Source organism: Glycomyces rhizosphaerae, assembly GCF_042647865.1.
Classification (GTDB): Bacteria; Actinomycetota; Actinomycetes; order Mycobacteriales; family Micromonosporaceae; genus Glycomyces; species Glycomyces rhizosphaerae.
This window is the reverse complement of sequence record NZ_JBHRWO010000004.1, coordinates 23,650-47,790: the sequence shown is the minus strand read 5'-3', so window position 1 is coordinate 47,790 and position 24,141 is coordinate 23,650. Positions and strand designations below refer to the sequence as shown.

The 24,141-nt window shown below is 68.8% G+C and carries 20 protein-coding genes, 1 tRNA gene and 2 pseudogenes; 1 reads left to right on the top strand and 22 read right to left on the bottom strand.

Annotated elements, in window-relative coordinates; translation table 11 throughout:
• Positions 1-20: 20 nt before the first annotated feature.
• The 10 genes from ACFO8M_RS00955 to iolC form a co-directional block, all read right to left on the bottom strand.
• Positions 21-866, bottom strand: a complete 846-nt coding sequence (locus tag ACFO8M_RS00955; protein WP_387969257.1) for a DUF817 family protein — start codon at positions 864-866, stop codon at positions 21-23.
• A gap of 70 nt (positions 867-936) precedes the next feature.
• Positions 937-1,974, bottom strand: coding sequence for a TRM11 family SAM-dependent methyltransferase (locus ACFO8M_RS00950; protein ID WP_387969254.1), 1,038 nt, complete (start codon positions 1,972-1,974; stop codon positions 937-939).
• 120 nt (positions 1,975-2,094) lie between these two features.
• Positions 2,095-3,186 (bottom strand): glycoside hydrolase family 43 protein, encoded by a 1,092-nt coding sequence (locus ACFO8M_RS00945; RefSeq protein ID WP_387969251.1) that lies wholly within the window; start codon positions 3,184-3,186, stop codon positions 2,095-2,097.
• Between the two features lie 170 nt (positions 3,187-3,356).
• Positions 3,357-4,364: a Gfo/Idh/MocA family protein gene (locus ACFO8M_RS00940; protein ID WP_387969248.1), complete on the bottom strand. Its 1,008-nt coding sequence runs from the start codon at positions 4,362-4,364 to the stop codon at positions 3,357-3,359.
• A 38-nt stretch (positions 4,365-4,402) separates the two neighbouring features.
• Positions 4,403-5,329: a TIM barrel protein gene (locus ACFO8M_RS00935; RefSeq protein WP_387969245.1), complete on the bottom strand. Its 927-nt coding sequence runs from the start codon at positions 5,327-5,329 to the stop codon at positions 4,403-4,405.
• Between the two features lie 21 nt (positions 5,330-5,350).
• Positions 5,351-6,847, bottom strand: a complete 1,497-nt coding sequence (locus ACFO8M_RS00930; protein ID WP_387969242.1) for a CoA-acylating methylmalonate-semialdehyde dehydrogenase — start codon at positions 6,845-6,847, stop codon at positions 5,351-5,353.
• A 12-nt stretch (positions 6,848-6,859) separates the two neighbouring features.
• Entirely contained in the window at positions 6,860-8,743 is a 1,884-nt protein-coding gene (gene iolD, locus ACFO8M_RS00925) for a 3D-(3,5/4)-trihydroxycyclohexane-1,2-dione acylhydrolase (decyclizing) (protein ID WP_387969239.1), read from the bottom strand.
• The gene (iolB, locus tag ACFO8M_RS00920; RefSeq protein WP_387969236.1) at positions 8,733-9,623 is read right to left on the bottom strand and encodes a 5-deoxy-glucuronate isomerase; all 891 of its coding nucleotides are present in this window, start codon (positions 9,621-9,623) and stop codon (positions 8,733-8,735) included. The genes iolD and iolB overlap by 11 nt, the downstream gene beginning before the upstream one ends.
• Positions 9,620-10,492, bottom strand: coding sequence for a Cgl0159 family (beta/alpha)8-fold protein (locus ACFO8M_RS00915; RefSeq protein ID WP_387969233.1), 873 nt, complete (start codon positions 10,490-10,492; stop codon positions 9,620-9,622). The genes iolB and ACFO8M_RS00915 overlap by 4 nt, the downstream gene beginning before the upstream one ends.
• Positions 10,482-11,432: a 5-dehydro-2-deoxygluconokinase gene (gene iolC / locus ACFO8M_RS00910; RefSeq protein WP_387971138.1), complete on the bottom strand. Its 951-nt coding sequence runs from the start codon at positions 11,430-11,432 to the stop codon at positions 10,482-10,484. The genes ACFO8M_RS00915 and iolC overlap by 11 nt, the downstream gene beginning before the upstream one ends.
• Before the next feature lie 265 nt (positions 11,433-11,697).
• Here iolC and ACFO8M_RS00905 point away from each other — a divergent pair, with 265 nt between their 5' ends.
• Positions 11,698-12,675, top strand: coding sequence for a LacI family DNA-binding transcriptional regulator (locus ACFO8M_RS00905; RefSeq protein ID WP_387971135.1), 978 nt, complete (start codon positions 11,698-11,700; stop codon positions 12,673-12,675).
• 6 nt (positions 12,676-12,681) lie between these two features.
• Here ACFO8M_RS00905 and ACFO8M_RS00900 read toward each other — a convergent pair whose 3' ends face one another.
• The 12 genes and pseudogenes from ACFO8M_RS00900 to ACFO8M_RS00845 form a co-directional block, all read right to left on the bottom strand.
• Positions 12,682-13,356, bottom strand: a complete 675-nt coding sequence (locus tag ACFO8M_RS00900; protein WP_387969230.1) for a DUF6766 family protein — start codon at positions 13,354-13,356, stop codon at positions 12,682-12,684.
• 427 nt (positions 13,357-13,783) lie between these two features.
• Positions 13,784-13,882: pseudogene (locus ACFO8M_RS26565) on the bottom strand (beta-galactosidase small subunit-related protein); the annotation flags it as partial.
• Positions 13,836-15,065: an MFS transporter gene (locus ACFO8M_RS00890; protein WP_387969224.1), complete on the bottom strand. Its 1,230-nt coding sequence runs from the start codon at positions 15,063-15,065 to the stop codon at positions 13,836-13,838. The pseudogene ACFO8M_RS26565 and the gene ACFO8M_RS00890, both read right to left, overlap by 47 nt.
• A 160-nt stretch (positions 15,066-15,225) precedes the next feature.
• Positions 15,226-18,189, bottom strand: coding sequence for a glycoside hydrolase family 2 TIM barrel-domain containing protein (locus tag ACFO8M_RS00885; RefSeq protein WP_387969222.1), 2,964 nt, complete (start codon positions 18,187-18,189; stop codon positions 15,226-15,228).
• Positions 18,190-18,510: 321 nt separating this feature from the next.
• Entirely contained in the window at positions 18,511-19,170 is a 660-nt protein-coding gene (locus ACFO8M_RS00880; protein ID WP_387969220.1) for a hypothetical protein, read from the bottom strand.
• Positions 19,171-19,373: 203 nt separating this feature from the next.
• A pseudogene (locus ACFO8M_RS00875) lies at positions 19,374-19,559 on the bottom strand (MFS transporter); the annotation flags it as partial.
• Between the two features lie 171 nt (positions 19,560-19,730).
• Positions 19,731-19,804 (bottom strand) — tRNA-Met (locus ACFO8M_RS00870).
• A 160-nt stretch (positions 19,805-19,964) separates the two neighbouring features.
• Entirely contained in the window at positions 19,965-20,864 is a 900-nt protein-coding gene (gene era, locus ACFO8M_RS00865) for a GTPase Era (protein WP_387969214.1), read from the bottom strand.
• Positions 20,857-21,195: a cytidine deaminase gene (locus ACFO8M_RS00860; protein ID WP_387969211.1), complete on the bottom strand. Its 339-nt coding sequence runs from the start codon at positions 21,193-21,195 to the stop codon at positions 20,857-20,859. Before ACFO8M_RS00860 ends, era begins: the two co-directional genes overlap by 8 nt.
• Positions 21,188-22,504 (bottom strand): hemolysin family protein, encoded by a 1,317-nt coding sequence (locus ACFO8M_RS00855; protein ID WP_387969209.1) that lies wholly within the window; start codon positions 22,502-22,504, stop codon positions 21,188-21,190. Before ACFO8M_RS00855 ends, ACFO8M_RS00860 begins: the two co-directional genes overlap by 8 nt.
• Positions 22,505-22,510: 6 nt before the next feature.
• Entirely contained in the window at positions 22,511-22,984 is a 474-nt protein-coding gene (gene ybeY, locus ACFO8M_RS00850; protein WP_387969206.1) for an rRNA maturation RNase YbeY, read from the bottom strand.
• Positions 22,962-24,005 (bottom strand): PhoH family protein, encoded by a 1,044-nt coding sequence (locus tag ACFO8M_RS00845; protein WP_387969203.1) that lies wholly within the window; start codon positions 24,003-24,005, stop codon positions 22,962-22,964. Before ACFO8M_RS00845 ends, ybeY begins: the two co-directional genes overlap by 23 nt.
• Between the last annotated feature and the right edge of the window lie 136 nt (positions 24,006-24,141).

Below are 24,141 nucleotides of genomic sequence, written 5' to 3'. Positions count from 1 at the left end.
TCCCCAGGTCCCGGCGGAGCTCACGCCTCCAGCCGGTCCGCGGCGTCCATGTCACCGGGACCCGCACGGCCCCAGAGCTTCCAGAACGCCACCGGCGTGAAGCACACCGTCACCAGCAGCGCCCAAGCCCAGAGCTTGGAGAGGTGGACCAGCTCCCAGCCGTCCGCCTGATGCGGGTACACCCAGGCGCCGAAATACGTCCCGATGTTCTCCGCGATCCACAGGAACACGGCGATCAGCGTGAACGACAACGCCAATGGCATCCGGTACTGCGCGTCGCCGACCGTGAAATGGACCCAGGTCCCCAGCGTGATGAACAGCAGCAGCACCGTGAGCGCCAGCCGGATGTCGAAGAGCCAGCCGCTGGACAGGAAATTGAGGTAGATCAACAGGCTCACGCCCGTGGTCGCCCACAGGCGGTAGCCCTCGATCCTCAGCCGCAGCAGCCGCCACGACCGGCACACGAAACTCCCCACGGCCGCGTACATGAACCCGCTGTACAGCGGGACTCCGCCGATGGCGAGCATCCCGAGGTCCGGGTACGACCACGACCCGATCGCCACCTTCACCAGCTCGAACCCGAGGCCGAGCACATGGAAGCCGGTGACGAACAGCAGCTCCTTCCCGGTGTCGGAACTGAACAACAGGAAGAACAAGGTCATGCCCGTCCCATAAACGAACAGCGCGTCGCCGCGCTCCAGCGGCAGCGGCACTGCCTGTGAAGCCGCCAGACCCAGGAAGATCGCCACGGCGAACACGCAGGCGCGCGCTTCGAGCACCCCGAATCGCCACAATTGCAATACAAAGCGGCCCAACGTGAACGGGGTCCGCTCCCGGCCCGGTCGCATCCTCCAGAAGAACGGCATCGGCCAATCGTGACCGGCCTCCGGCCCGCCGCCAAGGGCCCGGACACGATCTGGCACGGTCCCGCCGTCGCTACCTGGGTTTGCGGGCCACGATCAGGTCGCGGTTGATGGCCTGGTCGACCCGGTGCTCGAAGTCCAGGAACGGCTCCGCGTCCTGGACCTCCAGGCCCGCATCCTCAAGGATCGCAACGAGTTCGGCGCGGCTCGTCGTGTACAGGTTCCAGGACAGGCCGATCGCGCCGCCGGGGCGCAGCAGGTCGGTCCAGACCGGGATCGCCGCTTCCAGCACCTCGGTCGGCTTCCGCGTCAGGGCGCGCGTGTCCTTCACCGCCGCATGCTGCACGCCGTAGGGCGCATCGGTCACGATCAGATCGAACGCGCCCTTCCGGAAGACCTCGCCGCTGCGCTGCGTGTCCGCGTTCACGATCTCCAGGACCTGCAGGTCTCCCGCGCGGTACCGCTCCTTCGTGGCCGCGAACTCGACCCGGGTGCGCTGGCCGACGCCGCGGCCTTCGCGCTTCACGCGGCTGGTCACCGCAGTGTGCTTGAGCCGCTTGTCCTTCAGCCAGCGCTGTACGAACGCTCCGTACGCCTCGAAATCGCGTTTGTCGACCTCGACGCCGTAGCCGTCCCAGCCGTACATCGCCGCCTGGTTGAGCGTGGTGCCGCGCCCGCACATCGGGTCGAGGACCTTGACGCCGCCGCCGAGGATGCGGTCGGGCGTGAGCGCGACGGCGGCCGTGACGTTGAGCAGCAGCTTCGTGAACTGCTCGTTCGTCTTGCCGACGTACTTGAGGATCGTGACCAGGTCGTCCTCGTAGCGGTCGAGCCGCTCGACCGCGATCGGCTCCAGCAGGTCGCCGCGCACTTTGAACAGCGCGTACAGGGAGGAGAGGTTCGCGAGCAGCCGCAGGTCGCGGGCGCTCAGCGAATCGGAGCGGAACGCGAGGTAGGGGACGCCGCCGATGACGGTCTCCTCGACGTCCTCGATCACACCGTCGAGTGCGAGGGCGCTGAAGACCCGGATCTCGTTGGCCGCCATGCGGGCGGCCGTGCGCGCGTACACGCGGTTGGTGGAGGGCGATATCAACATCGCGTACTGCTGCATCGACTTGCAAAACCTTGGGCTACGGGACGGACATGGAAAAGGCCCCGGCCTGTCGGCCGGGGCCCTGACTAGCGCGACCTTAGCAAATACCGGGCGGCCGGACCAGCCGCCGGCATCTGGTCACTCCCCCGAAGGGGCCGGGAAGGGCTCGCCGTTGGCGATCGGGGAGCCGAAGTCCGGGGTGCCGTCCTCGTTGAACGTGAACTCCTGCACCCGGGTCTGGCGGGTGTTCCCGCAGCCCTGGCTGGACGAGGTGTTGCCGTGGTAGACCAGCCAGTGCTCGGTGCCGTCGGGCGAGGTGAAGAACCCGTTGTGGCCCGGGCCGTAGACGCCGTTGGCGGCTTGGAACACGGGCTCGGGGGTCTTCGTCCACGCCGCGGTCGACAGCGGGTCGGCGCCGGTGAGCTCCAGGAGCCCGAGCTTGTAGTCCGGGGTGTTGCACGAGGAGGCCGAGAACGTGACGAACGTGCGGCCGTCGTGCTCGAGCACCGCGGGGGCCTCGTTCACCCTCGCGCCCGCGGTCTCCCATGCGGCGCTGGGCCTGGAGATGGTCGCGTGCGTTCCGGTCACGGTCCACGGGTTCGACATCGCCGCGATCCGGATCGACTGGTCGGCGCCGACCCATTCGGACCACATCAGGTAGAGGCCGCCGTCGGTTTCGAGGTAGGTGCCGTCGATGTTCCACTGGTTCGGCAGCGGGGTGCCCATGAACTCGTACGGGCCCATCGGGGTGTCGCCGGTGGAGCGGAGGACGTGGAGGCGCTGGCCGTCGAGGTTGGTCTGGGAGTTGCCGGAGGTGTACATGAGGTACCAGGTGCCGTCGATCCGGTGAAACTCCGGCGCCCAGTGGGAGCAGCAGCGGTTGGGGGTGTTCGCGTCGTCCCAGACGACGGTGTCGCTGGCGGTCTGGAGGCCGGCGAGGGTGGTGGCGCTGCGCATGATGACCGTGGAGTCCCAGGTCGTGGTCGACATGTAGTACTTGCCGTCCCAGTACTCGATCCAGGGGTCGGCGCCGTTCTCGCGGATGGGGTTGGCGAGTTCGGCCTGCTGGGCGGCCGCATCCTCGGCCGGGTCTTCGGCGGCCAGTGCCGGGGGGTTCGCGGCCGCGACGAGGCCGAACGCGAGCAGCGCGGCGGCGAGGGCGAGCGCGATGACGGCGCGCCCGCGGGTAATTGGTCCTATATGCAGTGACCTGCCGGGAGTTGTAGTCATTTGTGTACTCGTCTCTAGATTGTGAGGAATAGAGAGGAGTCGATGTTAACGTAAACATGATCAATGCTCAAGCCGAGGGCGGAAGCGGATCGAATCCGCCCCCGCCCTCCCCCCCGTTTGCGCCGGAACGGGGTCAGGTCGAGTGCGATCCTCATCGATCGGTTTCGCTTCTAGGCGTAGAACTCAGGGCGCGCAGGCAGGTCGATCGGCACGATCTCTCCAGAGTGGAGCGAGCGCACGGCCGCGTCGACCACGACCGTGGCCGCGTACCCGTCCCACGAGGACGGGCCGGTCGGCTCCTGGCCCGCGAGCAGACGGTCGACCCACTCCTGCAACTCGACGTCGAACGCGTCGGCGAAGCGGTCGCCGAACTCCTGCAGCACCTCGACACTCGCCCTGCCCGCCTTGCGGACCGAAGGCCCGGCCGGGTCCGGCAGCCGCACCGCGCCCTCCTCGCCCACGATCTCGCACTGGATGTCGTAGCCGTACTGGCAGTTCACGAATGCCTCGACGTCAACGCGCGCACCAGAAGCGGTCTCGAACAGGAAGATCTGCGGGTCCTGCAGATGCGCGAAACGCTTCGAGGTCTTGCGCGGCAGGATCGTCTGCACCGAGGTGAACTCCTCTCCCAGCAGCCACCGCAGCGTGTCCACCTCGTGCACGGCGGTGTCCTTCGCGGCCATCTCGGTCGTGTAGGCCTCGCGTACGTTCGGGTTGCGGTGCACGCAATGCGCCATCAGCGGCTCGCCGATCGCACCGGAATCCAAGACACGCTTCATCTGCCGGTACCCGGCGTCGTAGCGGCGCATGAACCCGACCTGCACCAGGCGCCGCCCGGCGGCCTGCTCGGCCTTGAGAATCCGCTGGCCGTCGGCGATCTCGGTGATGAGCGGCTTCTCGCAGAACACCGGCTTGCCCGCGGCGATGCAGGCGAGCACCTGCTCGGCGTGGGCCGGACCCCAAGAGGTCACGACCACCGCCTCGACCTCCGGGTCCCTGATCAGCCGCTCGGCCGAGTCCACGACCCGGGCGCCCACCGAGGCCGCGACCTTGCCCGCGGACTCGGGGTCGATGTCCGAGACCGCGACGACCCGCGCGCCGGAGACGACGTCCGCCAGCCGGTGCACGTGCTGCTCGCCGATCCAGCCCGTGCCGATCAGACCGATGCCGATGCTCATGGTGTTCTGTCCTCACTATTCTAGTTGCTTGGCGTGCTTCAGGACTGCTGGCGGCCGGCGCCGAGGCCGCAACCGCCCAGGTACTTGCGCGTGCGGACCGCGATCGGGAAGGGGACGTCGGGTTCGCACGGGTACAGGTCCTGCTCGACGATCACGAAGAGCTCGGCGTCGAGTTTGGACAGTTCGGTCACGATGTCGGCCGGGTTCGGCACCCCGGCGGGCGGTTCCACGCAGACGCCGCGCTTGACGGCCTCCCCGAATCCGAGGCTCTCCTCGCGCACCTGGCGCAGGATCTCGGGGTCCATCTGCTTGATGTGCACGTAGCCGATCCGCTCGCTGTAGCGGCGGATGAGGTCCACATTGTCCCCGCCGCCGTAGGCGACGTGACCGGTGTCGAGGCACAGCGACACATAGTCGGCGCCGGTGCCGTCGAGGAACGTCTCGATCTGCGGCTGCGTCATGATCTGGCAGTCCGCGTGCGGGTGCAGCGCGATCGTGACGCCGTACTCCTCGAACATCTGCTTGCCGATGCGGTTCGCCGCGGCGTGAACGGTCTTCCACTGCTCGGCGTCCCACTCGGTGACGTCGTTGATCGCGTCGGTCTTCTCGTCGCGGAACAGCGGCGGGATGAACACGACGTGCTTCGCGCCCTGGGAGGCGGTCAGCTTCGCGACCTTGGCGACCGTCGCGACGGTCTCCTCGAACTTCGCGGGCGTGTGCAGGTTGCCGAAGACGGTGCCGCCCGAGACCTTCAAGCCGCGCTTGCCGACCTCCTCGGCGAGCACGTCGGGGTCGGTCGGGAGGTAGCCGTAGGGCCCGAGCTCGAGCCATTCGTAGCCGGCGCCGGCGAGCTCGTCGAGGAACTGCTGGTACGGGAGCTGGCGGTCGTCCTTCGGGAACCACACGCCCCACGAGTCGGGGGCGGAGCCGAGCCGGAGGTTCAGCGCTTGCGTCTTCGTCGTCATTGACGGTCTCCTTTGCGGTGCTTAGCTGGAGGTCGGGAAGTTGAGCTGGGCGGCCTGCGACTCGGTGTGCTTGGGCCAGCGCGAGGTCACGACCTTCGCGCGGGTGTAGAAGCGCACGCCTTCGTGGCCGTGGATGTGGCTGGAGCCGAACAGGGAGTCCTTCCAGCCGCCGAACGAGTAGTGCGCGGTCGGCACCGGGATCGGCACGTTCACGCCGACCATGCCGACGTTGACCTCGCGTTCGAAGGTGCGGACCGCGCCGCCGTCGAAGGTGAAGACGGCGGTGCCGTTGCCGTACGGGTTGGCGTTGATGAGGTCGATCGCCGCTTCGAGGGTCTCGGCGCGGACGACGGCGAGCAGGGGCCCGAAGACCTCGTCCTTGTAGACGTCCATGTCGGGCGTGACGCGGTCGAGGACGGTGGGGCCGACGAAGAAGCCGTCGAGGTGGCCTTCGATGCGGAGGCCGCGGCCGTCGACCACGGGCTCGGCGCCTTGGGCCACACCGGATTCGATGTAGCCCTTGACGCGGTCGCAGGAGGCCTGGGTGACGACCGGGCCCATCTCGGCCTCGGGGTCGTCCCCGGCGCCGACGACGACCGCTTCGGCCTTCTCTTTGAGGAGGCCGACGAGTTCGTCGGCGGCGTCGCCCACGGCGACCGCGACGGAGATGGCCATGCATCGCTGTCCGGCGGAGCCGAAGGCGGCGGCGGTGAGCTGGTTCGCGGCCCAGTCCATGTTGGCGTCGGGCATGACGACGGCGTGGTTCTTCGCGCCGCCGAGGGCCTGGACGCGCTTGCCGCTCTGCTGGGCGCGCTCGTGGATGTACTTGGCGATCGGGGTCGAGCCGACGAAGGAGATCGCGGCGACGTCCTCGTGGTCGAGCAGGGCGTCGACGGCGGTCTTGTCGCCGTTGACGACGTTGAACACGCCGTCGGGGAGCCCGGCGTCGGCGTAGAGCTGCGCGATGAACAGGCTGGCCGAGGGGTCGCGTTCGCTCGGCTTGAGGACGAAGGTGTTGCCGGTGGCGATCGCGATGGGGTGCATCCACATCGGGACCATGATCGGGAAGTTGAACGGTGTGATGCCGGCGCAGACGCCGATGGGCTGGCGGAAGTCGTAGGAGTCGACGCCGCGCGAGATGTCGTTCGAGAAGCCGCCCTTGAGCGCGGAGGTGATGCCGCAGGCGAACTCGATGACCTCGCGGCCGCGCACGATCTCGCCGCGCGCGTCGTCGATGACCTTGCCGTGCTCGGCGGCGATGATCTTGGCGAGTTCGAGTTCGTGGCGCTCCACGAGGTCGCGGAGGCGGAACATCACGCGGGAGCGGTTGGACAGCGACTGCTGCCCCCAGGTGGCGAACGCGGCCTTGGCCGATCGCACGGCGGCGTCCACATCGGCCTGCGAGGCGAGGCGGACCTGCGCCTGCTCCTGCCCGGTCGCGGGGTTCCAGACGGGCGCGAGGCGGTCCGATTCCCCGGCGGTCGACTTGCCGTCGATCCAGTGCTCGATGATGGTCATTCGGTGGTCCCCTTAGAGGTAGTGGCGCTGCTCGCGCTTGTGGTCGGCGTAGGTAGCGCGGGCCGCGCGGGTGGAGTCGAGTTCGGACACTTCGCTGACGGGCACGTCCCACCACGCGGAGCCGGGCGGGTTCGGGCCGGTCAGGTCGGTCTCGACGTGGACGACCGTGGTCCTGGTGTTGGCCTTGGCCTTGGCGATCGCCTGGCGGAAGTCCGCGAGGTTGTCGGCGGTGATGACCTCGGCCCCGAAGCTGGCGGCGTTCGCGGCCAGGTCGACCGGGAGCACTTCGCCGTCGAGGAGGCCGGACTCGTCGTCCCGGTAGCGGTATTTCGTGCCGAAGCGCTGGGAGCCGAGGGATTCGGAGAGCGCTCCGATCGAGGCGAAACCGTGGTTCTGGACGACCACGATGATGACTTTCAGGCCTTCGGAGATCATGGTCGCGATCTCGGAGGAGAGCATGAGGTACGAGCCGTCGCCGACCAGGACCACGACCTCGCGGTCGGGTGCGGCCATCTTCGTGCCGACGCCGGCGGCGATCTCGTAGCCCATGCACGAGTAGGCGTATTCGACGTTGTAGGCCTTGGGATCGCGTGCGCGCCAGAGCATCTGGAGGTCGCCGGGCATCGATCCGGCCGCGTTGATGACCACGTCCGAGTCGTCGAGCGCCTCGTTGAGGGCGCCGAGGATCTCGGTCTGCGCGGGCAGCGGGCCGTGGCCCAGGTCGAAGCACTGGTCGGTCGTCGTGCGCCACAGGTCGGCGAGCCGCAGGGCCTCGGCCCGGTATTCGCCGTCGACGCTCCAGCCTTGCAACGCTTCGGCCAGCGCGGTCAGTCCGGTCTTGGCGTCGGCCAGGAGCATTTCGGCCGAGTGCTTCGCGGCGTCCAGGCGGGCGACGTTGAGGTTCGCGAAGGTGACGTCCGGGTCGCCGAACACGGTGTGCGAGGCGGTCGTGAAGTCGGAGTAGCGGGTGCCGATGCCGAGCACCACGTCCGCTTCGGCCGCAAGCATGTTCGCGGCGGCGGTGCCGGTGGAGCCGAGACCGCCGACCGCGCACGGGTGGTCCCACGGGACCGCACCCTTCCCCGCGTGCGTGTCCGCAACCGGGATGCCGGTGGCTTCGGCGAAGGCCCGCAGTTCGGCCATCGCGCCGCTGTAGACCACGCCGCCGCCCGCGACGATCAAGGGCCGCTCCGCGTTTCGCAGGAGCGCGGCGACGCGATCGACTGCGTCCGGCTCCGGTACTGGTCGGCCGATGCGCCAGGTGCGCTTGCGGAAGAACTCGACCGGCCAGTCGAAGGCCTCGGCTTGGACGTCTTGCGGCAGGCAGAGGGTGACCGCGCCGGTCTCGACCGGGTCGGTGAGCACCCGCATGGCCGCCAAGGCGGCCGGGATCAATTGCTCCGGGCGGCTCACCCTGTCGAAGTACTTGGAGACGGGCCGGAACGCGTCGTTCACGGTCACGTCCCCGGCGCGGGTGTCCTCGAGCTGCTGCAGCACCGGGTCGGGGACCCGGGAGGCGAACATGTCGGAGGGCAAGAGCAGCACGGGGAGCCGGTTCGTGGTGGCGAGGGCCGCGCCGGTGATCATGTTGGTCGAACCCGGGCCGGTCGAGGCCGTGCACGCGAACGTCTGGAGGCGGTCGCGCATTTTCGCGAACGCGGCCGAAGCGTGGACCATGGCTTGCTCGTTCCGCGCCAGGTAGTAAGGCAGGTCGGCCTCGCCGGTTTGGGCGGCTTGGAGGAGCGCCTGTCCGAGCCCGGCCACGTTCCCGTGCCCGAAGATCCCCCACACGCCCGGGATCAGGCGCTGTTCAGTGCCGTCCCGCTCCGAGTACTGCGCCGCGAGGAAGCGGACCAGCGCTTGGGAGGTCGTGAGTCGTACGGTCTCAGCGGGCATCGTCGCCCTCCTTCTCCACAGCAGAGGACAGCGGCAGGCGAGGATCGAGATCCTCAGGGGCCCAGGTCGACCGGACCCAGCCGTGGGCCGGGTCGTCGCTGATGAGCCAGGCGCGGTCCGCTCCGGGACCGGCCATCACGTTGAGGTAGTAGAGGTCGTAGCCGGGGGCTGCGGCGCTCGGGCCGTGCCAGCCGTGCGGGATGACGACCACGTCGCCGCTGCGAACCTCTTCGCTGACCTCGATCGGGCGCTCGGGGGTGCCGTAGACGCGCTGCCAGGCGAAACCGGGACCGTGCGGACCGTCGGCGACCTCGAAGTAGTAGATCTCCTCGAGCTCGGCCTCGTGCTCGCCCGCCTCGTCGTGCTTGTGCGGCGGGAAGGAGGACCAGTTGCCGCCCGGGGTGATGACCTCGCAGGCGATGAGCTTGTCCGCCTCGAAGGTCTCGGGCGTGCAGAAGTTGTTGACCTGGCGCGAGGCCTGGCCCGAACCGCGCAGCTCGACCGGGACGTTCTCGGCCGGGCCGTAGCGGGCGGGAAGTCGCCGCCCGCACTTGGCGGAGGGCAGGGCGAACCGGCCGCCGCTCGCGCTGGTGACGGTGACTTCGGCATCCCTTGGGACGTAGACGAAGTCGGTCACGCGGCTGAAGACGTTCCGGCGGCCCTGGACTTCGAACCGCTCGCCGTCGCAGGTGACGGTGCAGCTGCCGGAGAGCGGCAGGACGAGGGTTTCGGCGTCGCCGGTCGCGAAGGTCGCTGTGCCCGAAGGGCTCAGCTCGAGCACTTTGAGCCCGGAGTAGCCCCAGCCGGCGGACTCGGGCGTGACGACCGTGTCGTACCGGCCGTCCGCGGTGGATCGTGCGGGCAGGTAATAGGTGCTCACAGGAGGCTCACCACCGCGTCGACGGCCCCGGCGACGTCGCCGTCGGCGGGGTAGAGCAGGGAGCGGCCGACCGTCAAGCCGACCACATTGGGCAATGCGAGGGATGCGCCCCAGCTCTTGCGTTGCGCGTCAAGGTCGGTGATCTCGCCGCCGAGGATGACCATCGGCAGTGTCGCGGCGGCCGCGACGCGCTCCATGTCGGGGGCGGTCGGGACCTTCAGCCAGGTGTAGGCCGAGGTGGAGCCGAGGCCGGAGGCGATCGCGACCGACTTGACGACCCCTTCCGTCGTCAAGTCGTTCACGACCTTCCCGCCTTCGCGGCGGGAGATGAAGGGCTCGATCATCGCGATCAAGCCGCGGTCGGCGAGCGCGTCGATCGCCTGCGCCGTCGTCTCGAGGGTGGACGCGGTCCGGTCGTCGTCGTAGTCGATGCGGGTGAGCGTCTTGCCGCCGTCGAAGCCCATGCGGGCGATGGCGTCGGCGCTCATCCCGGTGAACCGGTCGTCGATCTCGAACGCGGCCCCGGCGAGGCCGCCGCGGTTCATCGAACCGAACACGACCTTGCCGTCAAGGGCCCCGAGAAGCAGTAGGTCTTCGAGGATGTCGGCGGTGCCGAGCACCCCGTTGCAGCCGGGGTTCTTCAGCGCGATCTGCAGGCGGTCGAGCAGGTCCCCCCGGTCGGCCATGGCCATCGGGTCGCCGCCGGTGCCGAGGGCGCCGCGCGCCGGGTGGTCGGCGGCGATGACGAAGCACTTGCCGGACGGTCCGACGGGACTCGCGGCGCGCTTGCGGGCGTCGGCGGCCTCGCGGATGGCGGCCGGGTTCTCCAACCGGGCCCGGGCCAGAACGGCGCGCTGTTCAGTTCGCATTCGCAGCCTCCGTCAACTTGCGCTCCACTTCGGCTTCGGTCGGCATGGCGTCGGAACAGGCGAGTTCGCCGGCGACATGGGCGCCGGCGGCGTTGGCGAAGCGCATGATGCGCTCGGTGTCCCAGTCGGCGAGCAGACCGTGGACGAGCGCGCCGCCGAAGGCGTCGCCCGCACCCAGGCCGTTGACGACCTTCACCGGTGCCGGCGGCACTTCCACCTGGCCGCTGTCGTCGAGGGCCAGCCCGCCCTTCGGGCCCTGCTTGACGACGGCGAGCGAGACGCCCGCGGCGCGCAGCGCTTGGGCGGCCTCAGCGGGTCTGTCGTGGGTGCCGATGGCGACCTCGCACTCCTCGCGGTTGCCCACCGCGACGGTGACGTGCGGCAACGCCAGTTTCACCCAGTCGCGGGCGGTCTGGGGCGAGTCCCAGAACATCGGCCGGTAGTCGAGGTCGAGCACGGTGATCCCGTTCTTGCCCCTGGCTTCGAGCGCGGCGAGAGTCGCCGAGCGGGACGGCTCCTGGCACAGGCCGGTGACCGTGACCCAGAAGACCTTCGCGGCGCGGATGGCGTCGAAGTCGAGTTCGTCGGGGGCGATGTCGAGGTCAGGGGCCTTCGGCAACCGGTAGAAGTAGAGCGGGAAGTCGTCCGGCGGGAAGATCTCGCAGAACGTCACGGGGGTCGGCAGGTCGGCGGAGGTGGCGACGAACCGGTCATCGACGCGGTAGCCGCGGAGGGCCTTGCGGACGAAGCGGCCGAAGGGGTCGGCGCCGGTCTTGGTGATCACCGCTGCGCGGCGCCCGTACCTGGCCGCCGCGACGGCGACGTTCGTGGGGCTGCCGCCCAGGAACTTCCCGAAGGACTCGACGTCCTCGAGGCCGACGCCGATCTGCTGCGGGTAGATGTCGACGCCCACCCGGCCCATCGTGATGACGTCGTACATCTCGCCGTCCGCTGCTGCGGCCACGAGCACACCCCCTTGTGAGATTGATATGAAGCGCTTCACTGTCGCGCGTTACTGTCGCGCGACAGTGATCTGGAATATACTCACATCCAGGCCCGCGCGTCAAGCCGCCGGGCCAGGCAGAAATAAACTCGGGTTACCGCCCGATTGCCACACCAGACCAGGAGAGGGAGGGGCGTTGGACGAAGCGCTTGAGCCGCAGCAGAACGCAGGCCGAAACCAGGGTTCCCACCAGCGCGCGACCATGGCCGACGTCGCCGCCAGGGCGGGCGTCTCCCGCACGCTCGTCTCCCTCGTCCTCCGCGACCGTCCCGGCGCGGGCGCGGCGACCCGCGAACGGGTCCTCAAGGCCGCCGACGAGCTCGGCTACCGGCCCGACAGCGCCGCGCAGATGCTCGCCCGCGGCCGCAGCCGCACCCTCGGGGTCCTCATGAACCTCGAACAGCCCTTTCACGCCGAGCTCGTGAAGGCCATCTACCCGGCCGCCGAGCAGCTCGGCTACGACGTACTCCTCTCGGCCGTCGCACCCGGACGCGACGAGCACAAGGCCACGGGAGCGCTACTGGGCCACCGCTGCGAGGCGCTCGTGCTCCTCGTCTCCGACCCCGAATCGCACGACACCGAGCAGCTCGGCGGCACCGTCCCCACGGTCGTCGTCGGCCGCAAGGCCACCACCCCGAAGGTCGACAGCGTCCACACCGCCGAGGCCAAAGGCATCCGGCAGGCCGTCGACCACCTCGTGGAACTCGGCCACCGCCGCATCGTGCACATCGACGGCGGCAAGGGCCCCGGCTCGGCCGAGCGCCGCACCGCCTACCGCGCGGCCATGCGCCGCCACCGCCTCGCCGACGAGATCCGTGTGATCCCGGGCGCCCAGGACGAGGACGCCGGCATCGCCGCCGGAGCGCTCCTCCTCAGCGAGGAATCGCTCCCGACCGCGGTCCTGGCTGCGAACGACCGCTGCGCGATCGGCCTCATGCACGCCCTGCGCAGCGGCGACGTCGACGTCCCGGGCGAGGTCTCGATCGTCGGCTACGACGACAGCCACCTCTCGCACCTGTCGCACATCAACCTCACCACCGTGCGCCAAGACGCCACGGGCATCGCCGAGCACGCCGTGCGCAACGCCGTGGAACGCCTGGAGAACGGGGCCCTCCCCGCCAGGGAGACCGTCTGCGACGCCAAGCTCGTCATCCGCGCGACGACGGCCCCGCCCCGCTGAGCCGGGTCAGCCCGTGTCCTGCGTCCGAGTGTGCGAGTCGCCCACCGGTTTCGACTCGGGGGAACCGCGCTGGCGCAGGTAGACGGCGAACACGACGAACGAGCCGACCGCCAGCAGCTCGGACTGCCAGTTCTGCAGCGTCCGGTTCCAGAACTCGGCGCTGCCCACGTAGCCGAGCCACGTCACCGGCTCCTGCAGTGCGGCGCGTTGCTCGATGTTGTACGCGCTGAGCCCGCTGATCGACTGGGCGAGCCAGGACAAGAGGAACAGCATGCCCATCAGCAGGCCGAGCGACCTGGAATAGACGGCCGTGCGCCACCCTCCGGCGCGCACCCACTCGGGCGAGTCCTCGTCCGCGTACGGTCCGACCTTCTGCTCCTCGTCCGACTCGACGCCGATCTTCCCCACCGGTTTCGACTCGGGCGAACCCCGTTGAACGAGCCAGACCGTGGCGAAGATGAAAAGGAAGAACTGCAGGTACTCCGACTGCCAGTTCTCCGAGACGTCGACCGCGAACTCGCTCGACGTCACGTATTGGAGCAGCGAAACCTGCTCGCCGCCCTCCGCGAGCTGCTCGTCGTTGTACGCCGACCGGCCGGCGAACATCTGGCCGACCAGGGAGGCCAGGAACATCGCGCCGAACCCCAGGCTCAAGCCGTTGTCCCGCAGGAAGCGCTTCATGTCCCCTCCTAGAGCCGCAGCAGGCCGATCGCGATGAAGTACGCGATCCCCACAAGGATGACGACCAGGTACACCGTGAACAGTGCTCGCCTCATAAGCCGCTCACCCCACCCTGATAAGAGCGATCCCCCAGCGGGCGGCATCCGGCGGCGGCTCCGCAGAGAACCACCGCCACACCGACAACACCCGACGAAATGCGCACCCCGGTATGGTTCCCGGATCCGCCCGCGACCAAACAGCCGGACAGACGGGCATGAAAAACCCGGCCCCCTCTTTCGAGAAAACCGGGTTCGGAATCGGGCTCGTTATCCAGTGCCCGCGACAACTCGGCGCCCGTCTCGCCGGTGTCGAGCTCAGGGCCGACTCGGGGAGCACACCGGGGCCGCAGGACGCCGAGCCCATCCCGTGGAGTGCGGCGTCGAGGTTGACGCGCATCGGCGTACGCCTCGCCCGGCCCGCCGCCGAACCACGTCACGGCGTTAAGAACCTTCGGCACGGCCAGACGCACCCCCAAGCGCGGCAACGGCCTTACGGACCCCAACGAGCAGTGCCATGAGCATGGCGGTGACACCCGCCGCCGCCATGACCGCCGAGACCGAGGACCGGTCGACGACGGTGCCGCCGAGCAGTGACCCCAGGCCGATCGTCGCTTGGAATGAAGCGGTGAACAGCACCGATGCGGCCTCCCGGGCACCGGGCGCGGCGTTCGCGAACCAGGTCTGAGAGCACACCGGGACGCCGCCGTAGGCCGCTCCCCAGACAGCGAGTAGCGCGAACGCTCCGATCAGGCCGTGGCCGAGCACCGGCAGGAGCAGCGTGGCCGCGGCGATGGCCGTCGCGGCGGCGGCGAACGCGGCCCGCGGGCGGCGCGGCACGACGGCGCCGAGAACGAGGTTGCCGAGGATCCCGGCCGCGCCGAAGATCAAGAGCGCCACGGTGATCGTGGCAGGGCCGACCTCGGTGACCTGCTCCAGGAACGGCGTGATGTAGGTGTAGGCGCCGAAATGGGCCAGCACGATGAGGAACGTCGCCGCCAGTGCGAAGCGCGTGTCGGCACCGCACAGCAGCCCTACGAGCACGGCCGGCCCGGTCGCGCGCTCGGCGGGCAGCCGGGGCAGTGTGAGGGCCAGCGCCGCGAGTACGGCGGCGCTGAGCACGCCGAGCACGACGAACGCGGTGCGCCACCCGGCGAGGTCCCCGATGAGCGTCCCGGCCGGGACGCCGAGCACGGACCCCAGCGGGACCGCGGAGAAGATCACCGCCGTCGCTCGGCCCGTTGCACGCGCGGGCACGAGGCGGTCGGCGAGTCCGGCGCCGATCGACCAGAAGCCGCCGATGACGATGCCGACGAGGACGCGGGAGACGAGCAGCAGCCAGTAGCTTTCCGCAGCCGCCGCAAGGAAATTGGCGACCACCAGGACCAGAATGCAGGCGCACAGCATGGCCCGGCGGTCGAATCGCGCCGTCGCGACGGTCACCAGTGGGGCGGCGACGGCGGCGAGGAATCCGGGCATGGTCATCATGAGTCCGGCCATGCCGTCCGAGACGGCGAAGCTCGAACCGATCGCGGTCAGCAGCCCGATCGGCAGGATCTCGGTGGTGACGATGACGAAGATCCCCGACGTCACGGCCACCACGGCGGGCCAGGAGCTCTGGGGACGGTTCGCTGGTGCGGGGGCGGCGCGGTCGGCCTCTTCGGCGGTGCGCATGGGCGGGTGTCCTGTCCTGAAGCGGCGGGCGGTTCCGCGCTCAACCTCAGCAGGGGGCCGCACCGAATGCTGGCAGGTATGCGACCTCAACGTTCCATGCCGCAACGGCGACCGGGCACCTCAGTCGAGGAGCCCGGTCACACCGCGCGTGAGGCGCCGATCAGCTTCGCTCGGTGCCGAATCCGATCGTGAAACCGGCCGGCTCCGCCGGCAGCCGGTACTCGGGGAGCACGCCGGGGCCGCAGGAGGCCGAGCCCATGCCGTGGAGTGCGGCGTCGAGGTTGACGTAGAGCCGGTCGCGCTCGACCAGTTCGTGTGGGTGCATCGCCGCCTCGAGGTCCTCACTCGTCCACGGCCGCACCGTGAACGCGAAGTGGGGAGCACCGAAGCAGGTCAACGCGGTGCCGTTCGTGCCCGCCAGGCGGGCCCAGCGCACGTCGATGCGGGAGCCGTTCTCCTGCGGGAACGCGTACGGGGTCTGCATCTCGCCGACAGTGGCCTCGTAGCGGCCGATGCGCGCAGCGGCGCGAGTGTCGGTGTACGCCTCGCCCGGCCCGCCGCCGAACCACGTCACGGCGTCGAGGTCCTTCGGCACGGCCAGACGCACCCCCAAGCGCGGCAACGGGTGTGCCCACTCCCCTTCGGGTGCGACCGAGACGGTCAGCCACAGCTTCGCCGCCTCCGGATCATAGGACCATGCGTACTGCGCGCTCATGCCGATCCGGGCTCCCCCGGCACCGACCCGCGTGGACACCGTGAGCCCGCCCCCGCCGGCCTCGACGTCGAGGACCTTGTGCTCCAACCGATCGAGCGCCATGTCCCGCTCCCGCCAGTGGGCGGCCGTCGAAAGGCCGCCCCAGGCGACGCGGTCGTTGTCGGCGGGAGCCCGCCACAGGTCCAGCCGCGGGCCCTCGATCTCGATGCCGCCGAACGAGGTCAAGCGACCGAGCGCGTCGAACTCGGCTCCGCCGAGGCGATACCCGGCGGCGACGGCCGCCGGCGCCACGCCCGCGCCGATCACCGGCGGCGCCTGCGGATGCGGCAGCGGCGCCTGCCCCCAAGCGATCTCGTGGCCCGCCTCGGCCCAAGCCATTTCACCGTCGAGGAGAGCGCGCACGGTCACCCAGCCCTCGCCTGCCGCCGTGGCAGCGGCCTTGCGAAGCTCCTCGGGCCAAACGACCCGCACCGAGCCGCCCGCGGCCACGACCGGCACTTCCAGGCCGCCGCTTGCGATCTCCTCGCCGCCGTCCTCGAACCGCCACGTGAAACGCAGATGACTAGTGTCGGCGAAGTCATGTCCATTGGCGACCGCGATCGTCCGCTCGCCCGAGTCGATCACGATCCTCACCGGCTCGATGACCTTCTTGTACTCGACCAGGCCCGGGGACGGGGAGCGGTCGGAGAAGACCAGGCCGTCGGTGATGAAGTTCCCGTCGTGGAGGATCTCGCCGAAATCGCCGCCGTAGGCGAACCATTCGCGGCCGTCCTCGGTACGGCGGCGCACGCCCTGATCGATCCACTCCCACACGAATCCGCCCGCGCAGCGCTCGTGGCGTTCGAACAGGCGCTGGTAGTCGGCGAGCCCGCCGGGGCCGTTGCCCATGGCGTGGGCGTACTCGCACAGGATGAACGGCAGACTCCGGCGGTGCGCGTCGTGCGCGGGGTCGCGCGTCGGCTCTTCCTCGCGCCTGCCGATGCCGTCGAGCTCATCGTGCGGGACGTACATGCGGGAGTAGACGTCGACGTAAGGGGAGTCGTAGTCGCCCTCGTAGTGGACCAGGCGGCTCGCGTCACGTTGCTTGGCCCACGCGGCCATGGCCTCGAGGTTCTCACCCTCGTTGCATTCGTTGCCCAAGGACCACATGATCACCGACGGGTGGTTCTTGTCGCGTTCGACCATGCGGGCCATGCGGTCCAGGCACGCCTCCCGCCACTTCGGATCGTTCGCGGGATTCTCGCGCCATCCGTAGTGGCCGAAGCCGTGGGTCTCGAGGTCGCATTCGTCGATGACCCACATCCCCAGTTCGTCGCACAGCTCCAGGAAGCGGCGATCCGGCGCGTAGTGGCTGGTGCGGACGGCATTGACGTTGTGCCGCTTCATGATCTCGATATCACGCCGCATGGTCTCGACCGAAAGCGTCCGACCAGTGTCCGGGTCCCACTCGTGGCGGTTGACGCCCCGCAGCAGGATCGGCCTCCCGTTGACCTTGAGGACGCCGTCCTCGACCGCGACGGTGCGGAAGCCGACACGCAGGCTGACACGCTCGGTCGCGGTCGCGACGACGGCGTCGTACAGGCGCGGGGTCTCGGCCGTCCACGGCTCGACCGGCACGGTCGCAGACTCGCCCGTGGCGATGTCGATCCCCAACTCGGGCACGCTCACGCGACCCGCGGCAGTGGCTTCGACCATGAGCGTGCCGAGACCGGCGGCGTGGTCGTATCCGGCATGGGCGAACACATCGTCGAGTCCGCCCTCAGGGCGGTGCAGCAGCGACACGGGCCGGAAGATCCCCGAGAGCCACCACGTGTCCTGATCCTCCAGATAGGACCCGGCGGACCACTGATGCACCCGCACCGCCACGGTGTTCTCGCCGGGCCTCAGGTGCACGGTGGCGTCGAACTCGGTGGGCAGGCGCGAACCCTTGCCGTCGCCGAGACGGACCCCGTTGAGCCACACCGCGAAACAGGAGTCGACCCCTTCGAAGCGAAGCAGGGTCCGACCCCCTTCGGGCCACTCGTCCGGCAGCGTGAACGAACGCCGGTACTCCCCCGTCGGGTTCGCGTCGGGCACCCGCGGCGGGTCGACCGGGAACGGGTAGTGGATGTTCGTGTACTGCGGCTTCCCATAGGGCGCTTCGCCGTCGAGGTCGTGCATCTGCCACATCGACGGGACCGCGATCAGGTCCCAGGCCCCCGCCTCGAACGCAGGGTCCTCGAAGCCCTCAGCGGTGTCGTGCAGACCGGCCGCGAGGCGGAACCGCCACTCCCCGTCGAGGCCGAGCACCGCGGCATCCGAACGCGGCGCCGCACGCGGCGCGGACCGCCCGCTCCCCGGGCCGAGATCCTCCACGTAACGGTGTTCAAGTCGGCTGGTCGCCAGGGTCGTCTTCTCGCGGGTTGCCATACGCCGACCTTAGGAACCGATCCGGCCGTCACGCTTGTCGATAATCACCGACTCGTGGTCGATTTCCGCGCTCACCAGCCCACGGGCGAATGACAGGCGAGAACCAGAAAGGGCCGGTTCCCTCTTCCGAGGAAACCGGCCCTAAGCTGGTCTTTCATCGTAGCGGGAGGCGGATTTGAACCACCGACCTCCAGGTTATGAACCCGGTCCTGTCGTAGTTGCGAAGACCCTGGGCGAGCAGGAAGTCAACCTAAAACTAGTTCTTGAACAGGGAAGACACGGCGCTTCAACGTACCTGTGCGCACCCCTGGTCCTTGCCGATCACGAGTGGCTCCTCCCGGAGTACGTTGAGAAGACCTGCATCCCCCACTTGAACTTGGCGGAGTAGTCCCCGTACGGGTCGACCTCCTCGGTGCTGCCCTCGTCGTACAGCGGCGCACTGGATTCCACGTGATTGCCGCCGCTGAGCATTCCAAATGTTTCCTCGTCGGCGGTCAGAGTGACCGGGTCGTGGTTGACCAGGGTCTGGGCCTCGCCCGACGGTGAGGTCTCGGTCTCGACGCGGATGTCGAAGGTCCCGTCCTCGCCCTGGTGGAGGTGAACGCGGACGTGCCCGAAGTCGCCGGCCTTCTCGGCGGCAGGCGGGGTGGACAAGTGCAGGTCGACCTGGCCCCAGGCGAGGGCCCCGTCGGCGCCCTCGCCGCAGTCCGAGGAGTCCAGGCCGAGCGCCTTGTCGGCCGCGAGCGGCGCGGTGCAGGGGACGGCGAGCATGTCGAGTGCACCGGTCAGCTCCCCGAGCTGGTGCTTCGTGCCGTCGATCTCGATGACCCCGTCCTCGGCGACGATCGCGGCGTGGGCTTTGAACAGGTCCCCAGCCCCGGCGGTCGGCAGATCGGCTCCCGGCAGCGGCGCTGCCTGCGCGGGGCCAGCGGCCAGCAGTGCCGCGGCCGTGACTCCTGTAGTGATGATGAGCTTCCTCATATTCGTCCCTTCTCGACGGTTTCTCCCGTGGAGGGTAGGGCAAGCCACCGCGGAACGCAGCCGAACGAGACGAGAGCACGAGCAGACTTGGAGCCGCTTCCCGGCAAGTGACTCCACGGAGCACCTCCTGCGCCGCCGGACATGACCAACGTGGAAGCGTTCGGCTGATACACCGGATCAGGATGCGAAGCGGTGCATCCCTACGCCGTCTGGAGCGAGGGGACGAACGCCAGCGCCATACCGAGCGCCGCGAAGCGTGAGGCGGGCAGGACGTCGACCGCGAAGCTCCCGTCAGGACGGATGAACGAGAGCCAGAACAGACCGTCGGCGAGGAGCATCAGGCCGGTGACGATCATGCCCTTCGAGCCGAAGTGGGCCATGAGCCCCGGGCGATGGCGATTGTCAGGCAACCTACAAATGTGGCTTGAAACACTAGGATCATCGCTGGCATTCCCGGGTTGCCGGGAATCAGGTTCACCTGAGCAACGAATGAGCAACAAACACAGAAAAACCCGGCTCCCTCTTTCGAGGAAACCGGGTTTCACCTGGTATTTCTATCGTAGCGGGAGGCGGATTTGAACCACCGACCTCCAGGTTATGAGCCTGGCGAGCTACCGAGCTGCTCTATCCCGCGTCGGTAGTTAAAGAGTACATGACCCCGTTCAGCTACTGCCACAGCGGGGTCCGTGAGCGCAGTCACCGCGTGTTCACCTGGCGTTTCTTGCAAAAGGATCGAATTCGGCGATGAAAACGGCCCGGCTTCCCCAAAGGGCGGCCGGGCCGTGGCGTTCGAATCAGAAGCCGAGACGCTCGAGCATCTTCGGGTCCTTCTGCCAGTCCTTGGCCACTCGCACGTGGAGGTCGAGATAGACGCGGCTGTCGATCAGTTGGGCGATGCCCTTGCGGGCCTTCGTGCCGACGCGCTTGAGGCGCTCGCCGCCCTTGCCGATGATGATGCCCTTCTGGCTGTCGCGCTCGACGTAGATCTCGGCCCAGACCTTCTTGCGCGGCCCGCCGTCCGAGTCCTCGTCCTCGATGTCCTCGATGACGACGGCGAGGGAGTGCGGCAGCTCGTCGCGGACGCCCTCGAGGGCCGCCTCGCGGATGAGCTCGGCCATCATGACCCGCTCGGGCTCCTCGGTGATCATCCCGTCCGGGTACAACTGGGGGGATTTGGGCAGTTTCTCCGAGAGCACGCTGACGAGCTCGTCGAGGTTCTCGCCGGTCTTGGCCGAGACGGGCACGATGTCGGCGAAGTCCGCGAGCGCGGCGACGTTCGTGAGGTGCCGCACGAGGGCGTCCTTGCTCACGAGGTCGATCTTCGTCACGACCGCGACCACTTTGGCGTTGAGGTTGGCGATCTCGCCGGCGATGAACTTGTCACCGGGACCGGGCTTCTCATTGGCGGGCAGGCACAGACCGATGACGTCCACTTCAGACCAGGTCTGGCGCACGAGGTCGTTCAGACGTTCGCCGAGGAGCGTGCGCGGACGGTGCAGACCGGGCGTGTCGACCAGGATGAGCTGCGAGTCCGGGCGGTGCAGGATCGCGCGCACCACGTGACGGGTGGTCTGCGGCCGCTTCGAGGTGATCGCGATCTTCTGGCCCATGATCGCGTTGGTCAAAGTGGACTTGCCCGCGTTCGGGCGGCCCACGAAGCAGGCGAAGCCTGCGTGGAAGTCGTTGCTAGGCAAGACGGGTCACCTCTTTGCGAATGACCGACCAAACGGTGAGGTCGGCGCTGATGTCTTTGGCGGCCTTGATGCCGTCCTCGTCGGACGCGGCACCGAAGAGCACTGCGGCCTCAAGCTTGTCGGCCCCGGCCGCGAAGGCCTGCGCCACCGCCGCCTGAAGGGCGGTGAGCTTCAGAGACGGGAGGTCCACGGCCGCCGACGCGTACGTGCGGCCGATGCCGTCGCGCACGGCCGCGCCGGTGAGCTGCTGCACCCGGCCTGCGGCCCCGCGGGCCAGCGTGGCCAGTTTCGCGTCCTCGGCGTCGAGCGCCTCAACGGTCAGGTCAGACATTGATCTTGTGCCTCTCATCGTTCGCTGCGGCCTGCGAGCCGGTGCCATTGGATTCGCCGGCTTCGGGCAGCCGCGCGACGCGCACCGTCTCGATGCGGTTGCGGCGGCCAACGGTACCCTCGGCGGTCAGTTCGAGCCCGGCCAACCGCGCCCGGTCGCCCGCGAGCGGGACCTTCCCGAGTTCGGCGGCGAGCAGACCGGCGACGGTGTCGACGTCGAGTTCGGGCAGATCCACGTCGAACAGCTCCTCCAGGTCCTGCACGGAGAGGCGGGCGGTGACGCGGGCGGTGCGGTCGTCGAGCCAGGCGACCGGCGGCAGCTCGTTGTCGTACTCGTCGGTGATCTCGCCGACGATCTCCTCGAGGATGTCCTCGATCGTGATGAGCCCGGCGGTCCCGCCGTACTCGTCGACGACCGTGGCGATGTGGATGCGGGCGGTCTGCATCTCCCGCAGCAGGTCGTCGACCGGCTTCGAATCGGGCACGAACGAGACCGCGCGCATGACCTCGGCCACGGCAGGGTTCACACGGTCGTCCAGGCGCACAAGGTCCTTCAGGTAGACCACGCCGCGCACGTCGTCGAGGTCCTCCCCCACGACCGGGATGCGCGAGAAGCCGGACCGGAGCGCCACTTGCTCGGCCTCATTGGCCGGCATGTCGGCCGGAACCCACACCATCGCGGTGCGCGGAACCATGACCTCGCGGGCCACGGTGTCGCCCAAGGCGAACACGGAGGCGATCATGTCGCGCTCCTCGTGGTCCACGGTGCCCTGCGCCTCGGCGGCGTCGACCATCTCGCGAATCTCGATCTCGGAGGTCGCGAACGGTCCCTCGCGGAAGCCCTTGCCGGGCGTGACGGCGTTGCCGAGCAGGATGAGCACCTTCGCCAGCGGGCCGAGGGCGGTGCCGAGCAGGGCCACGGGCCCGGCGACGGCGAGCGCGATCGGGTAGGCGTGCTGGCGCCCGAGCGTGCGCGGGCCGACGCCGATGGCGACGAAGGACACGACGGTCATGATCGCGGCGGAGAAACCGACGGCGAGCCACGAATCGTTCCAGGAATCGAACGCCACCACGGCGACTATCGCTATCGCGGCGGCCTCGCAGGCCAGGCGCAGCAGGATGAGGAGGTTGAGGTGGCGCGGCAGGTCCTCGGTGATCTTCACGAGGGACTCGGCGCCGCTCTGGCGCTGCTCGGCGAGCTCGGCGGCGCGGGCGGGCGAGACGGCGCCGAGGGCCGAGTCGATCATGGCCGCAGCCCCGGCCACGACGGTCAAGGCGACCGCCGCGGCCAGGAGTGAATACGGGATCATCCGGGCCTAACTCTCCGCTGCGGCGGCGCGTTTGGCACGCCAGGCGTCGAGCAGCCGGTTCTGCAGGCCGAACATCTCTTTGGCCTGCTCGGGTTCGGCGTGGTCGTAACCGAGGATGTGGAGCACTCCGTGCACGGTGAGCATGTGCATCTCGTCGGCCGTGGAGTGCCCGGCCTCCTTGGCCTGGGCCTCGGCCACCTCGGGTGAGAGGACGAGGTCGCCGAGGATCGGCGTGCCCGGCTCGGAGGAGTCAGGGCGGCCGGGCATCGCGTCGTCCATCGGGAACGAGAGCACGTCGGTGGGCCCGGTGCCGCCCATCCAGCGCTTGTTGAGCTCGGTCATGTGGTCGATGTCGACGACGAGGATCGAGAGTTCGGCGAGCGGGTTCACGCCCATTTCCAGCAGCGCGAAGTCGGAGACGGCACGGATGCCCGACTCGTCGACTTCCCGGCCGGACTCATTGATGATCTCGATGCCCACGGTTTCCTCGTTGCCCCTTCTTGAGGTCGCCGATTCTGGCGTCCCATTTCTCGTAGGCGTTCACGATATCGCTGACCAGCTGGTGCCTGACGACATCTTCGGCCCGGAGGGTGGCGAAGTGCACGTCCTCGACGCCTTCGAGGATGTCGCGGACGACGCGCAGCCCCGAGGTGGCGTTGTTCGGCAGGTCGACCTGGGTGATGTCGCCGGTGACGACGATCTTCGACCCGAACCCGAGCCGGGTGAGGAACATCTTCATCTGCTCGGGCGTGGTGTTCTGCGCCTCATCGAGAATGATGAACGAATCATTAAGCGTCCGGCCCCTCATGAATGCGAGGGGGGCGACCTCGATCGTGCCCGCTTCCATGAGCTTGGGGATCGACGTGGGGTCGATCATGTCGTGAAGGGCGTCGTAGAGCGGGCGCAGGTACGGGTCGATCTTCTCGAAGAGCGTGCCGGGTAGGAAGCCGAGCTTCTCGCCGGCCTCGACGGCGGGGCGGGTGAGGATGATCCGGTTGATCTCCTTGGCCTGCAGCGCCTGCACGGCCTTGGCCATGGCGAGGTAGGTCTTGCCGGTGCCGGCGGGGCCGATGCCGAAGACGATCGTGTTGTTGTCGATCGCCTCGACGTAGTGCTTCTGGCCGAGCGTCTTGGGGCGGATCGCCTTGCCGCGCTTGGAGACGATGTTCTGCGACAGGACATCGACGGGCCGCTCGCCGGGAGCGGACTTCAGCATGTTCTCGGTGCGCCGGATCATGTCCGGGTCAATGCTCTCGCCGCTTTCGACCAACGCGAGCAGCTCCTTCACGAGTCGTTCGGCGGTGTGCAGCGCACCGTTGAGTCCGGTGAGAGTGATGGTGTCTCCGCGTACGTGAAGGTCGACGCCGGGATTGCGGCGTTCGATGTAGCGGAGGTTTTCGTCGGCGCGGCCCAGCAGAGCCATGAGCGAGCTCTGGTCACCGACGGTGATCGTGGACGTGATCGTCGCTGTGTGCTGGCCGTTGTCAGAGCGGTCGGTCATAGGCTTCGCCCGCTAGGGCTGTTCGCCACCTGCTTCCCAAAGTGAGACTGCCAGCGGCCTTCGGGCCGCTGTTCTACATGCCTCAATGGTAGTTGCCGCCTGCGACAAGAGACAACGAGTAATCACAGAGGCGGTG

Bases quoted from the DNA above. Each gene is read 5' to 3' on its own strand.
- ACFO8M_RS00955 (WP_387969257.1), bottom strand. From the start codon at position 866: ATGCCGTTCTTCTGGAGGATGCGACCGGGCCGGGAGCGGACCCCGTTC.
- ACFO8M_RS00950 (WP_387969254.1), bottom strand. From the start codon at position 1,974: ATGCAGCAGTACGCGATGTTGATATCGCCCTCCACCAACCGCGTGTAC.
- ACFO8M_RS00945 (WP_387969251.1), bottom strand. From the start codon at position 3,186: ATGACTACAACTCCCGGCAGGTCACTGCATATAGGACCAATTACCCGC.
- ACFO8M_RS00940 (WP_387969248.1), bottom strand. From the start codon at position 4,364: ATGAGCATCGGCATCGGTCTGATCGGCACGGGCTGGATCGGCGAGCAG.
- ACFO8M_RS00935 (WP_387969245.1), bottom strand. From the start codon at position 5,329: ATGACGACGAAGACGCAAGCGCTGAACCTCCGGCTCGGCTCCGCCCCC.
- ACFO8M_RS00930 (WP_387969242.1), bottom strand. From the start codon at position 6,847: ATGACCATCATCGAGCACTGGATCGACGGCAAGTCGACCGCCGGGGAA.
- iolD (WP_387969239.1), bottom strand. From the start codon at position 8,743: ATGCCCGCTGAGACCGTACGACTCACGACCTCCCAAGCGCTGGTCCGC.
- ACFO8M_RS00915 (WP_387969233.1), bottom strand. From the start codon at position 10,492: ATGCGAACTGAACAGCGCGCCGTTCTGGCCCGGGCCCGGTTGGAGAAC.
- iolC (WP_387971138.1), bottom strand. From the start codon at position 11,432: ATGTACGACGTCATCACGATGGGCCGGGTGGGCGTCGACATCTACCCG.
- ACFO8M_RS00905 (WP_387971135.1), top strand. From the start codon at position 11,698: ATGGCCGACGTCGCCGCCAGGGCGGGCGTCTCCCGCACGCTCGTCTCC.
- ACFO8M_RS00900 (WP_387969230.1), bottom strand. From the start codon at position 13,356: ATGAAGCGCTTCCTGCGGGACAACGGCTTGAGCCTGGGGTTCGGCGCG.
- ACFO8M_RS00890 (WP_387969224.1), bottom strand. From the start codon at position 15,065: ATGCGCACCGCCGAAGAGGCCGACCGCGCCGCCCCCGCACCAGCGAAC.
- ACFO8M_RS00885 (WP_387969222.1), bottom strand. From the start codon at position 18,189: ATGGCAACCCGCGAGAAGACGACCCTGGCGACCAGCCGACTTGAACAC.
- ACFO8M_RS00880 (WP_387969220.1), bottom strand. From the start codon at position 19,170: ATGAGGAAGCTCATCATCACTACAGGAGTCACGGCCGCGGCACTGCTG.
- ACFO8M_RS00860 (WP_387969211.1), bottom strand. From the start codon at position 21,195: ATGTCTGACCTGACCGTTGAGGCGCTCGACGCCGAGGACGCGAAACTG.
- ACFO8M_RS00855 (WP_387969209.1), bottom strand. From the start codon at position 22,504: ATGATCCCGTATTCACTCCTGGCCGCGGCGGTCGCCTTGACCGTCGTG.
- ACFO8M_RS00845 (WP_387969203.1), bottom strand. From the start codon at position 24,005: ATGACCGACCGCTCTGACAACGGCCAGCACACAGCGACGATCACGTCC.